The organism is Pseudoalteromonas sp. MMG006 (assembly GCF_018101025.1).
In the GTDB taxonomy this organism is placed as follows: Bacteria; Pseudomonadota; Gammaproteobacteria; order Enterobacterales; family Alteromonadaceae; genus Pseudoalteromonas.
In genome coordinates this window covers 102830-115205 of record NZ_JAGJEJ010000010.1, presented here as the reverse complement: position 1 = coordinate 115205, position 12376 = coordinate 102830, and the positions used below count along the sequence as shown (strand labels likewise).

Annotated in this window: 9 protein-coding genes; 5 read left to right on the top strand and 4 right to left on the bottom strand. The window is 38.0% G+C overall.

Annotated features, from left to right (window positions below; translation table 11 throughout):
• Positions 1-185 precede the first annotated feature (185 nt).
• The 4 genes from J8L73_RS11560 to J8L73_RS11545 all read left to right on the top strand — a co-directional run bounded on the left by J8L73_RS11560 (position 186) and on the right by J8L73_RS11545 (position 4459).
• Positions 186-755 (top strand): outer membrane beta-barrel protein, encoded by a 570-nt coding sequence (locus J8L73_RS11560; protein WP_211017194.1) that lies wholly within the window; start codon positions 186-188, stop codon positions 753-755.
• A 199-nt stretch (positions 756-954) separates the two neighbouring features.
• Complete coding sequence (gene tsaA / locus J8L73_RS11555) at positions 955-1659, top strand: tRNA (N6-threonylcarbamoyladenosine(37)-N6)-methyltransferase TrmO (RefSeq protein ID WP_211017192.1); 705 nt, start codon at positions 955-957, stop codon at positions 1657-1659.
• Positions 1660-1747: 88 nt separating this feature from the next.
• On the top strand, positions 1748-3472 hold the full coding sequence (locus tag J8L73_RS11550) for a proline--tRNA ligase (RefSeq protein ID WP_211017190.1): 1725 nt from the start codon (positions 1748-1750) through the stop codon (positions 3470-3472).
• Between the two features lie 159 nt (positions 3473-3631).
• Complete coding sequence (locus J8L73_RS11545) at positions 3632-4459, top strand: UDP-2,3-diacylglucosamine diphosphatase (RefSeq protein ID WP_211017188.1); 828 nt, start codon at positions 3632-3634, stop codon at positions 4457-4459.
• 37 nt (positions 4460-4496) lie between these two features.
• Here J8L73_RS11545 and J8L73_RS11540 read toward each other — a convergent pair whose 3' ends face one another.
• From J8L73_RS11540 to J8L73_RS11525, 4 genes are all read right to left on the bottom strand, one after another.
• Entirely contained in the window at positions 4497-7556 is a 3060-nt protein-coding gene (locus J8L73_RS11540) for an ATP-binding protein (protein ID WP_211017186.1), read from the bottom strand.
• A gap of 255 nt (positions 7557-7811) precedes the next feature.
• A complete protein-coding gene (locus J8L73_RS11535; RefSeq protein WP_210999657.1) occupies positions 7812-9020 on the bottom strand; it encodes an ABC transporter permease in 1209 nt (402 codons plus the stop codon).
• Positions 9013-9801, bottom strand: coding sequence for an ATP-binding cassette domain-containing protein (locus tag J8L73_RS11530; RefSeq protein WP_211017184.1), 789 nt, complete (start codon positions 9799-9801; stop codon positions 9013-9015). Before J8L73_RS11530 ends, J8L73_RS11535 begins: the two co-directional genes overlap by 8 nt.
• The gene (locus J8L73_RS11525) at positions 9798-10610 is read right to left on the bottom strand and encodes a DUF3025 domain-containing protein (RefSeq protein ID WP_211017182.1); all 813 of its coding nucleotides are present in this window, start codon (positions 10608-10610) and stop codon (positions 9798-9800) included. The genes J8L73_RS11530 and J8L73_RS11525 overlap by 4 nt, the downstream gene beginning before the upstream one ends.
• Before the next feature lie 113 nt (positions 10611-10723).
• On the opposite strand from J8L73_RS11525, the gene J8L73_RS11520 reads away from it, so the two are divergent.
• Positions 10724-12349 carry a M28 family metallopeptidase gene (locus J8L73_RS11520; RefSeq protein ID WP_211017180.1) on the top strand — a complete coding sequence of 542 codons (1626 nt, stop codon included), beginning with the start codon at positions 10724-10726 and terminating at the stop codon, positions 12347-12349.
• Positions 12350-12376 lie beyond the last annotated feature (27 nt).

Sequence of the window (12376 nt, the reverse complement as noted above, 5' to 3'; positions counted from 1 at the left end):
TAGAAAACAAAAATACTAAAAAGTTCAAGTTGATTATAAAACACTCTCAACGCCATTAAATTCAATACTAAAGCATTGTTTATGGCGTTTTTTATTACTATTTTAAACTTGGCACGCCAGCTGCAACTGAGTAATTGTCGTTTGATGAGATTAATCAAACATTTATTATTTAAAGGAGCTATTCAATGATTAAAACACTTTCTCTTTCTGCACTTGCTTTAGCAACAATGGGTTTTAACTCTGCAGCACACGCCGATATTGCCGATTTCGACTCTCCTCGTATTTACACCGGTATTGGTTACGGACAATATTCTTTTGAGTTTGAAGATAGCGACAACGACACTGACTTCGACGATGACGCACAAATGCTTAAAGGTTACGTCGGCACACAATTTAATGAATATTTAAGCTTAGAGCTTGCTTATCAAAATTTTGATGAGGTGAGCGACATAGACAATAAAGCTGAAATTGATGGTGTATCACTTGCAGCACGCCTAGGTTTACCGATCAGCGAAAGCTTCTCTGTATACGCAAAAGGCGGTTGGTTTGAATGGGATGCAGACTATGAGCAAGAACTACCTGTAGGCAGCATTTCAGCTTCTCAAGATGGCGGCGATGTATTTTACGGTGCTGGTATCGAGTACGCTCTAACAACAAACGTGCAATTTCGTTTAGAATATGAGCGCTTCAAACTAGATGATGACATTGACCCTGATATGGATGTTGCATCTGTTTCAGTTCAGTACATGTTTTAATTAAACATTACTCTATTTAAAAAGGTAAGCTTATGCTTACCTTTTTTGTTTTGTAACCCTTCTAATAACATTATAAACTAATCAGTCTATTTAATTCTTTTATACCAGTAAGTCTATAAATAATTAACTTGCTGTCATTAATGCCATAACTATTAAATAAAGGTAGAATAACGCCCTATTTTATTATTACCTGAGTACTATGAGCGATTACAGCATTTCGGCAATAGGCCATATTCAATCTCCATACAAACAAAAATTTGCCATTCCTAGGCAGCCTCGATTAGTACCAGAAGCTAAAGCTAAACTTATATTTACACCTGAGTTTAATCGTGAAGAGTTTGTACGTGGAATTGATGAATTTACTCATATATGGTTGCTATTTAGATTTCATGAAACCGCTGATAAGGGCTTCTCCGCTATGGTACGTCCTCCTCGATTAGGCGGTAATGAACGAAAAGGTGTGTTTGCTACACGCGCTACCTTTAGACCTAACGCCATTGGTATGAGCGCTGTAAAACTCGAAGGAATTGAATATAAAAATGGGCAGCTTAGTTTATTGCTTGCCGGCATAGACTTACTTGATGGCACACCCATAATAGATATAAAACCCTACTTACCTTATTCAGATGCAATGCAAGATGCTAGTGCAGGGTTTGCCGATACACGCCCAGAAACACAAATGAGTGTGGAGTTTACGTCTGAAGTAACCAATTTTATTGAGCAACAAACACAATACACCGATTTGCTCAACTTTATTAGTAATGTTTTAAAACAAGATCCTCGCCCTGCTTATAAAAAACAAAAAGATGGCGAGCAGAGCTACGGAATGACTTTGTATGATTATAATATTCGCTGGCAAGTTAATGGCGAGCATAACGTAGTAACAAGTATAGAAAAAAACTAAATAACTCACTTAGCGCTTTAGTGTAAAAGCATCCGCTGGTAAACTTAAGCTCTATTAAAAGAACATATTACTCTATTTCGGAAAAATAATGCGTACCAGTCAATATATACTCGCAACACTTAAAGAAACGCCATCAGATGCTGAAATTGTATCGCATCAGTTAATGCTTAGAGCCGGTATGATCCGTCGCGTCGCTTCGGGTTTATACACTTGGCTACCCTCTGGTTTACGTGTACTACGTAAAGTAGAAACTATTGTACGTGAAGAAATGGACAAAGCAGGCGCTATTGAAATGCTAATGCCTGTTATACAGCCTGCAGATTTATGGGAAGAGTCAGGTCGCTGGAGTGAATTTGGTCCAGAGCTTATACGCTTTACTGACCGTCACAACCGCACATTTGCACTTGGCCCAACACATGAAGAAGTAATTACTGATTTTGTTCGTAAAGAAATTAGCAGCTACAAGCAGCTGCCAATTACATTGTACCAAGTTCAAACAAAAGTACGTGACGAGCGCCGTCCTCGCTTTGGTGTAATGCGTGCTCGTGAATTTACAATGAAAGATGCATACTCATTTCACTTAAGCGAAGAATGTTTAGATGCTACTTATAAAGCAATGCACCAAGCATATTGTAATATTTTTGAGCGTTTAGACCTTGATTACCGCCCTGTTATCGCAGATACAGGTTCGATTGGTGGCAGTGTTTCTCATGAGTTTCATGTACTTGCTGAATCAGGCGAAGATGCTATAGCCTTTAGTGATGGTAGCGATTACGCCGCTAATATTGAAAAAGCAGAAGCGCTTGCTCCAAACGTTTCACGCCCAGAGGCAACAAAAGAGCTAAAAGCATTTCCTACACCAGACGCTAAAACTATTAGCGAGCTTAAAAAACATTACGGCGTTAAACCACATCGTGGCGTTAAAACGTTAATTGTTTACGGCACGCCTGATGAAAACGATGTACGTGGTTTAGTGGCGCTTGTACTTCGTGGCGATCATGATTTAAATGAACTAAAAGCCGAAAAGCACCCACTTGTTGACTCGCCTCTTGAAATGGCTACGGAAGCAGACATAGTTGACGCTATTGGCGCAAAACCAGGTTCACTTGGCCCTGTTGGCTTATCAATGCCTATTATTGTTGATAGAACAGCAAATGTAATGGCTGATTTTGTAGCTGGCGCTAATAAAGATGACGAACACTTTAGCGGTATTAACTGGGATCGCGACGTAACTAACTACGAAGTTGCCGATATCCGCAATATTGTTGAAGGTGACGCTAGCCCATGTGGTCAAGGTAATCTTCAAATTAAACGTGGTATTGAAGTAGGCCATATTTTTCAGCTGGGTACTAAGTACTCAGAGGCAATGAAGGCAGGTGTATTAAGCGAATCCGGTAAAAACCAAGTTATGACTATGGGTTGTTATGGTATTGGTGTATCTCGTATTGTTGCAGCGGCTATTGAGCAAAACAATGATGACTACGGTATTAAATGGCCGCAACCAATTGCACCATTTGATTTAGCAATCGTACCGATGAATATGCACAAATCTCATCGTATTCCTGATATTGCTAATAACCTTTATCAAGGTTTAAAAGATGCCGGCCTTGATGTGTTATTTGACGACCGTAAAGAGCGCCCAGGTGTTATGTTTAATGATATGGAACTGATTGGTGTTCCTTATACATTGGTTATTGGCGAACGTAACCTTGACGAAAATAAAGTTGAACTTAAAAATCGTCATACCGGTGAAAAGCTTATGGTTGATATAGACACCGCAGTTGAAGTTATTAAGGCCACCGTAAAAGGTTAATTAATAGTTTAACGAGCTTATAAACAGATAGCCGCTTTAATTAGCGGCTTTTTTATATTACTTTTTAGCATGTAATGTCATGTAGGCTTAGCCAAAGTGCCTTATAAATGTCACGCGGCTTATCTAAAGTGGATAATTATTCAACTATGTGTAGATGACATGACAGATAAATTAAACGCAGACAAGCAACACTATCCTGCGGTATGGATTTCCGACATACACTTGGGGTTTAAAGATTGTAAAGCAGAATACCTGCTAGATTTTTTAAACTCAATTGAATGCGATACGCTTTATTTAGTCGGTGATATTGTTGATTTGTGGTCACTAAAACGCCAGTTTTATTGGCCCCCTTCTCACTACCAAGTACTTAACTGTATACAACAAAAAGCACTGGATGGAACGCGTGTAATTTACATCCCTGGAAATCACGATGACACATTTCGACAGTATCTTGACCAAACAATGTGTGGTGTAGAAATACACCAGCAATATATTCATACCACTGAAGCTAATAAACGGTTTTTACTTATGCACGGTGATGAATTTGATACCGCAACGCGCTATAGCACACTCATTAGCATTGCAGGAGATGCTGGCTATGATTTTTTGCTGTTTTTAAATCGTTGGACTAACCGGATTAGAAAAGCATACGGAGGAAACTACTACTCACTTGCCGCCTATAAAAAAGCACGGGTACATAAAGCCCAAGCGGCAATCACAGCCTTTGAAGATGCCGCTATACACGAAGCTAAAAAACAGAAGGTGGATGGAATAATTTGTGGACATATTCACCATCCTAAAATCAAGGTTGAAGATGGCATAGTGTATTGCAACGATGGTGATTGGATAGAAAGCTGTACTGCACTAGTAGAGCAGAAAAACGGTAAAATAGAATTGCTACATTGGTCAGATACACAAAAAATACTACAAAGCGCAGAAGTAAATAATACTGCTACACTCGTAAAACCAAACAAGTCAGCGGCCTAACCACTGACTTATCAAATCACACTCCTTAAAACGCTAGTTAATTCAACCAAGTTATTAGCCTGTCTTTCAGCGTTTTAGGTTTTATAGGCTTGGTAATATAGTCGTTCATACCAGCAGCTATACAGCGCTCTCTGTCACCTTCCATAGCACTTGCGGTCATAGCGACGATTGGTACGTGAATATAGTCAATGCCAGCTTTAGCATTACGAATTTCGCTAGTCGCATCGTAACCATTTAAATTAGGCATTTGGCAATCCATTAGTACTAAATCAATAGGTGGCCCTTCATTAAATTTCAGCGCGTCAATTGCCTCCACGCCGTCAGAAGCACACGTAATATTGATTTTAGTCCGATTTAAAATAGCTTTAGCTACTTCTATATTGATCATATTGTCATCAACAAGCAGTACATGATATGCCGATAAATCAGGCTCAGCTAATTCCTCTGCAAGTGTATTAGGAGGCGTTAAAACGAACTCTTTGCTGGCACCAAACAAGCTTGCCAACTTATATGTAAACTGATCTTGCGTAAGGGGTTTATTAAGAATATGACTATGCTCTGGGAATACCTTTTTAGATTGCTTATTCATCACCATATCACGCAAAATTAAAACGTAGCGTTTATCATGTTGCTTACAAAAGTTTATAAGAGCATCCACTTGAGGATGCTCATCATCAATGATTAATAAATCAGCGTCAAAGGCCTCATGCTCACTAAAGTAATCGAGCCTTATTATTTTGTCTTCATCGACCTTACAGGTTTGTAATAATAAATCAGTAACGTTATTAAATACGTTATCGCGCGCAATTAAGGCTGCCACATTAATGCTCGTTGCAAGCTCAATACCTGTGTTTAGCTTTTTCTGTGCCGCTACATGAAGTTCAACTGATGCTGTAAATGTACTTCCTTTGCCTTTTTCACTCATTACAGTAATGTTGCCGCCCATTAACTGTGCTAATTTTTTACAAATAGAAAGGCCTAACCCGGTTCCACCAAAATGTCTGGTTGTACTTGAGTCTTCTTGGGTAAACACATCAAATAATTTATTAATGTTTTCTGGCGCAATACCTATACCGGTATCTTTAATTGTAAAACTCATTAGTAGTTTTGAATCAGTAATATATTTAGAAGATAACGTTAAACTCACTTCACCTTTGTGTGTAAATTTGAATGCGTTATTTACAAGATTTATTAAAATTTGTTTTAACCGATGGCTATCACCAATGACCATCCTATCGACCACGTTTTTAGTATCTAAAAATACTTCAAGGCCTTTACGTTGTCCATGCAGCGCAAGCGATGTGATCATATCACTACAAACAGTCACAACGTCAAACGTATGGTTGTCTATATCAAGCTTGCCGGCTTCTATTTTAGAAAAATCTAAAATATCGTTTATTAAATTCATCAAAGAATTAGCACTGCTATTAGCGAGTTTTAAGTAATGATGTTGCTGATCGGTAAGGCTATCTTCTTTAAGCATTTCTAACATGCCTAGTACGCCATTCATCGGTGTGCGTATTTCGTGCGATATATTAGCAACAAAATCGCTTTTTGCCTGGCTTGCAGCCAGTGCTTGGTCAATTGCGCGCTCGAGCTCTACAGTTCGCTGAGATACTTTTAACTCTAATGTATTATTTAGCCCTTCAAGTTCAGATTGAATATTTTTTAGCGAACTAATATTCCTTAAAATGGCTGCTACTTGGTAACGGTTTTTAAATACATCAAAAATACTACTTAACGTAATAGAGTAAAATTGCTTGTTACCAAATCCATCTGTATAAACTGCCTCAAAAGGCATTTTAACGCCATCGGTAATCGTATCTTCTATACAGTTTTCATCAGCTTCATTTAGCTCAAACAGTGAAGTAAAACTGACCTGCTCACCTTTTAACTTTGAGCCAAACACCTCATTGGCTGTATTATTAAAATTAACTATTTCACCTGTTTGTTCAATAGTGAAAATAGCATCAAGTGAATTTTCAATTACTTTATTATTTTGCTCTTTTAATGAGTGAATAAGTAACTTTCTATTTATAAAACGCTGATACAAACCTGTAATAACTAAAAATATGCTTAAAAATACCACCAGCATAGTTATAAAGTTATCCCTTCTTTGACTTACTTTAGCGAGTAGCTCCTGTGAATTTACACTTACGGCAAGTTCAAGCGGCAGCATTGCTATATGGCCGTCAAAGGTGATGCGTTTTTTTAAGGTATAAAAAGGCGGGTAGTCGCTAAAAGTAAGCGTGCCTTGTGGCTTCATTGTTGCTGAACTCGAAAATTCGTCATCCCACGTTTTAGCTTTACTAAACTCAAAGCCAAATCTAAGTTCAGGATTGGGGTGATACAAAAATTCATTTTCGTTGTTCATTAAATAAATTTGAGTACCATGAGGAAGCTCAACAGTAAGGCTCTTTATTAAATCTTCTGCAAAGTAGTTAGTCACTAATATAGCAAAAACTTGTTTTTGTTCGTCAAATACAGGCTTAGCAACGCGGAACGTACTAACGTAAGGCTTTTGAATTTGCCCATTTTCGCGGTTGTAATTAATTGGTGAAATATAAACGCTTTTATCATCTAGCATGCTTGCCTTAATTATATAGTCACGTTCACCTTTTTTTTGTAACTGGGTGCCCTGCAACCTTATAATTTCACCTAATTGATTACGATCAACTCTTACTATTTCTTGCCCACCGTCCGCTAACATTATGTAACGCGCTTGCAATATGCTCTCGTCTGTACGCATAAAACCGCTAAATATGCTGGCTAAACGAGTTTGCCAAACATCTATAGGCGTACCTAGCAACGGATCTATGTATTTATTTTCAGATGCACGAGATATGCCTTGAATAGGAGGTGTAGCATCTAAAAATCTAATTGCATTAACGCTATCTTGCAGGTGTTTTTTTAAAGAGAGGCTTTTTAGTTCTAGTTCACGCTTTAACTCAATTTGCGCAGAGTGATAAATGTCACTTCTAACATTTTTCTCAAATATATACAAAGATGGCAACGCAATCAGCAAAAAGAGTCCCGCTGCTATAACGATTAGTTTATTACTTTTTGCTATATCCAAAAAAACATTCCTTTTTAACATTTACCTTCACCACCAAACTTTCTTGCTACAGTATAGTGTATTAAAAGCTAAAAAAGGACCCTAAAACTAATTAGTTATCATTATTTCATTTTATAATCTTGTATATTAATGTATGGACACGACAGCTTATACTTAGCCACACAATAAGACTGAATTCAAAGTGAATATGTTCTCCATTATAAGTTTTATTAAATATGTTATTTATTCGCAAAAAAGGTAGCATTTGCTACCTTTTTAGATATTTAAAAGCACCTTTTATCTAAACAGTACGTCTTCTCTATTAAACCATTTAACACAAAATGCTAGTAGCGCACCGGCTATCAGCGCCGTAGCCAAAAATATTAAGCCTACAAAAGTGTAATCAACGGTGCCTTTAATTATATCTTTAATTGCTAAAGCAACATTAGTAACAGGAATAAACGCAGTTTTAGCGGTTAGCTCCATATTAGGTAATATTGAAATTATAATAGGAAAGAACACACCCATACTAAGCGGGGCCATATAATTTTGAGCTTCTTTAAACGTACGTGCATAGATAGATATAGCCAATGCTAATGATGAAAATATTGCAGCCAAAGGTAGTAGCAATACAAATATCATTAGTAAATCGGTTACTGCTAAAGAACTAAAAGCCGTTTTAATCACATCTAAATCTGCAAACGCTAATGCTAACGCAACCCAACAGCCCATACTGAGTACCGTTATTGTTGTGGAGGCTATAGAAGTCGTTAACAGCGTTATAAATTTACCAAGTACTAACTCAGTACGCGTAATCGGAGTAAGCAGAAGAGTTTCTAGTGTGCCACGCTCTTTTTCACCGGCGCCTAAGTCTATAGCTGGGTAAGTCGCCCCCATTAATACGAGAGGGATAAGTAAATAAGGTAAAAAACCACCCATTTTTTCGCCTAAGTTTTCACGCTTATCTGCGGTATCAACCTTTATTACATCTACTGGATTTAACAGCGCTGCGTGCGCTGACATATCAATACCAAAACTAATCAATTGTTCTTTTTGTAAGTTGTCGCTGTATTCTTTTGCGAGCTCTTTTACACGTTCAAATAAAAAATTAATTGATTTTGAATCGTTAAATACTACTTGCCATTTACTTTGCTTTTCATCATTTAGCGTTTGTTTTGCATCACTGGGTAAATAGATACCCATATCGATATCACCAGCAATAACACCCGCTTTCAGCTCTTCAATAGTATTAAACGTTTTGTTGCCTTTATACAACTCAAAACTTTTGTGATAAAACACTTTGTCTGTAAATTCTTGTGCGTACTCACCATTGATAATTACGTATGTATTTACTTTTTGATCAGCATCAAGCGCTGCTTGAGAACTTATAAATGCCATTACTGCAAATATTATTGGAAATATAATAACGGGCAGCGCGACAACAAACATTAAGGTTTTTTTGTCGCGAAGGAGTTCTTTTAATTCCTTTTTAAATACTTCAAACATCATGTTTCTCCGTTAGTATATTTATAAACGCTTTGTTAAGCTCATCGCTTTTACCCGCTTTTTTAAATTCATCTATTGTGCCATCAAAACAGCTAATACCTTCATTAATAACCGCTACTCGGTCGCATAAAAGTGCAACTTCATCTAAATGATGAGTCGAGAAAATAACAGGCGTGCCCTGCTCTTTTAAGCCTTTAATAAAGTTTATAACCGTTTGTGTAGTCATTATATCAAGGCCCGTTGTTGGTTCATCAAGCACTACCACATCAGGATGATGAACTACCGCACGCGCTATATTTGCTTTTTGCTTCATACCTGTTGAGAGGTTTTCTGCGCGTTTATCAATAAATTTGTGCATATCGAGCATACTAAACAGCTCTTCACAACGCGATGCTATGTCTTTTTTACTCATCCCATGGAGTTTTGCAAAGTACTCTATGTTTTCTTTTACGGTTAAGCGGCCGTACAACCCTGTAGATCCTGATAAAAAGCCGATTGATTTGCGCCCAAGCAATGGTTTTTTTACTATGTCGTTACCCGCTATAGTAATAGAGCCTTCATCTGGTTTCAGTGCGGTTGATAACATACGTAGTGTTGTTGTTTTACCCGCCCCATTTGGGCCTAATAAACCAAGCACTTCACCTTTAGCACAACTAAAGCTTACATTACGAACAGAGTGAAAATAGTCTTTGTCTTCACGTGGGTCGATATCGTCGACTTTGTTTTTTTTATGATCTTTGGTTAACTTAAATTTCTTTTTAAGCCCAGCGATTTCTATCATGTTCGTATCCTTCGTTTCGCTCTAAAATAATCTGTATTGTCGTAAAATGACGCGTCTTGATTTTCATCATGCCAACCTGGCACACCTAATAAAGGTAAAGGTGAAAGCTGTGTGTTATCAGCTAAACAGTTGTTAGTATTAATCATCTCATAAAGGGCTTGGTCTAGGTACTGATATTGAGTAACTAAATCTTTACAAAATATTTCATCGGGCATACATACAAACAACGCTTTACCCGTTAACCCTATATAAGGCTTGGTAAGCATTTCGTAATTTGCATGACCAAACATGAATGGCTTTATTGTTTTACCCCACTCGTTTTTATTATCAACAAAAGCTGACTTCCATTGGTGCTCGCGAAGTAGCTCAATCCATTTAGTGTCGCTAATGGCTAATACAACACCACATTCATCAAACAAAGTAAGTGCATTTCTGTGTTTGGTACGCTTTTGTAGCCCATATTGCGCTATATCTTGCACGTGACGTTGGTTGATCAGTGCCTTAGTTTTTGGGAATAAACACCAAATAAAACCACCAAATAAGTCATGCCAATTTTCTGCACGAGTTGGCACTACACCCGTTTCAAAAATAACCTGCTCATAATACCTATCGCCAAAATCTACTTTTGCGTCGTCTTCAAAGCTAATAGCAATATTATTAGCATTAATCGCTTTTAAAAAAGGAGAAAACCACTGAGGTGCAGGCCAATTAGTTAGCTCGTCTACTTTAAATAGCTCACGTAAGTGCGAAAATGCGCCTGTTTGTAAACTACTCACTTGCCATTGCTCTGGAGGAGTAAAGCGTTTCATTTGTACCTTTAACAATTTATACCTTTAATTTGCGGGAAGTTTACCGCAAAAACTGGTTCTACTTAATAGAACTTAATATACTTATTAAATCTTAAAACAAGAAAAGAGCTGACATGAAACGTTATTTTTCTCTCACATTACTTGCAGGTGCTGTTTTAGCAGGCTGTACAACAACAAGTATTACCTCTACCGATGTAACTACAGGCTATAACAGCATTAAAGCTGATGAACTGGCTAAACATGTAAAAGTACTCGCATCTGATGAATTTGGCGGACGCGCTCCTTCATCGCCTGGCGAAAAACTAACGCTTGATTATTTAACAGCGCAATTTAAAGCCCTAGGTTTAGAGTCTGGCAATGGCGACAGCTACTTACAAGAAGTTCCACTTGTGTCGCTTGAGGCTGATGCAAACATGGTATTAACTATTGGTGGGAAAGATTACCAATACAAAAAAGACATGGTTATGGGTAGTAGCCGTATCAGTGCACAAGAAGGCATTGAAAATTCAGAACTTGTATTTGTTGGCTACGGTGTAAATGCGCCAGAGTACAACTGGAATGATTACGAAGGGCTAGACGTTAAAGGTAAAACAGTGGTTATGCTTGTTAACGATCCGGGTTTTGCTACAAAAGATCCTGCGTTATTTACAGGCGATGCAATGACCTACTACGGACGCTGGACTTACAAGTACGAAGAAGCAAGCCGTCAAGGTGCAGCTGGAGCCATTATTATTCATGAAACAGCACCTGCTTCTTACCCGTGGTCGGTTGTAGAAAACTCTTGGAGTGGTGAGCAATTTGGGTTTCAAAAAGAAAATAACAACATGGACCGCGTTGCCGTTGAAGGTTGGGTAACTAGTGATGTAGCAAAAGAGCTATTTACTAAGGCTGGCCTTGATTTTGAGACTGTAAAAACAAATGCAGCAAAAGGTGCTTATAACGTTGATATGGGCGATTTAACTGCATCGGTAAGCGTTAAAAATACAATAAAAAAATCGGTGTCGTACAACTTTATTGCAACCCTCCCAGGTAGTGAAAAACCTGACGAACACGTTATTTACTCTGCACACTGGGATCACTTAGGTACAGATAAAACCCGTAAAGGCGATCAAATTTATAACGGTGCACACGACAACGCAACAGGTACAGCTGGACTTATTGAAGTAGCTGAAGCCTTTACTCAATTACCAAAGCACCCTAGCCGCTCAATGACCTTTTTAGCCGTTACTGCAGAAGAACAAGGCTTACTTGGTTCTAAGTATTACGCAGCAAACCCGGTTATTGCTGCTAATAAAACCGTTGCGAACATAAATATGGATAGCTTAAACCTACTAGGTAAAGTTAAAGATATGAATGTAGTAGGTATTGGTAAATCGCAAATGGATGAATTTTTAACTACCGCAGCCAAAGAACAAGGTAGGACAATATCAGGCGATCCAAAACCATCATCGGGTGGCTATTACCGCTCTGATCACTTTGCATTTGCAAATATGGGTATTCCTGCAATGTATGCAGGCGGTGGTACCGTAGCGGCCGATGAAGAAACAGCAAATTATCGTAAACGTATGAGCTTAGTACTTCGCGGTTGTTACCATCAGCCTTGTGATAGGTACCGCGATGAGTGGGATTTATCAGGCGCTGTTCAAGACTTACAATTATTTTATAAAGTAGGTTTTAATATATCTGAGCAAGAGCAATGGCCTACTTGGAATGCCAACTCAGAATTTCAACGTAAATAGCACAGAGTTTAACATCGAAAAACTCAA

Bases quoted from the DNA above. Each gene is read 5' to 3' on its own strand.
- J8L73_RS11560 (WP_211017194.1), top strand. From the start codon at position 186: ATGATTAAAACACTTTCTCTTTCTGCACTTGCTTTAGCAACAATGGGT.
- tsaA (WP_211017192.1), top strand. From the start codon at position 955: ATGAGCGATTACAGCATTTCGGCAATAGGCCATATTCAATCTCCATAC.
- J8L73_RS11550 (WP_211017190.1), top strand. From the start codon at position 1,748: ATGCGTACCAGTCAATATATACTCGCAACACTTAAAGAAACGCCATCA.
- J8L73_RS11545 (WP_211017188.1), top strand. From the start codon at position 3,632: ATGACAGATAAATTAAACGCAGACAAGCAACACTATCCTGCGGTATGG.
- J8L73_RS11540 (WP_211017186.1), bottom strand. From the start codon at position 7,556: ATGTTAAAAAGGAATGTTTTTTTGGATATAGCAAAAAGTAATAAACTA.
- J8L73_RS11535 (WP_210999657.1), bottom strand. From the start codon at position 9,020: ATGTTTGAAGTATTTAAAAAGGAATTAAAAGAACTCCTTCGCGACAAA.
- J8L73_RS11530 (WP_211017184.1), bottom strand. From the start codon at position 9,801: ATGATAGAAATCGCTGGGCTTAAAAAGAAATTTAAGTTAACCAAAGAT.
- J8L73_RS11525 (WP_211017182.1), bottom strand. From the start codon at position 10,610: ATGAAACGCTTTACTCCTCCAGAGCAATGGCAAGTGAGTAGTTTACAA.
- J8L73_RS11520 (WP_211017180.1), top strand. From the start codon at position 10,724: ATGAAACGTTATTTTTCTCTCACATTACTTGCAGGTGCTGTTTTAGCA.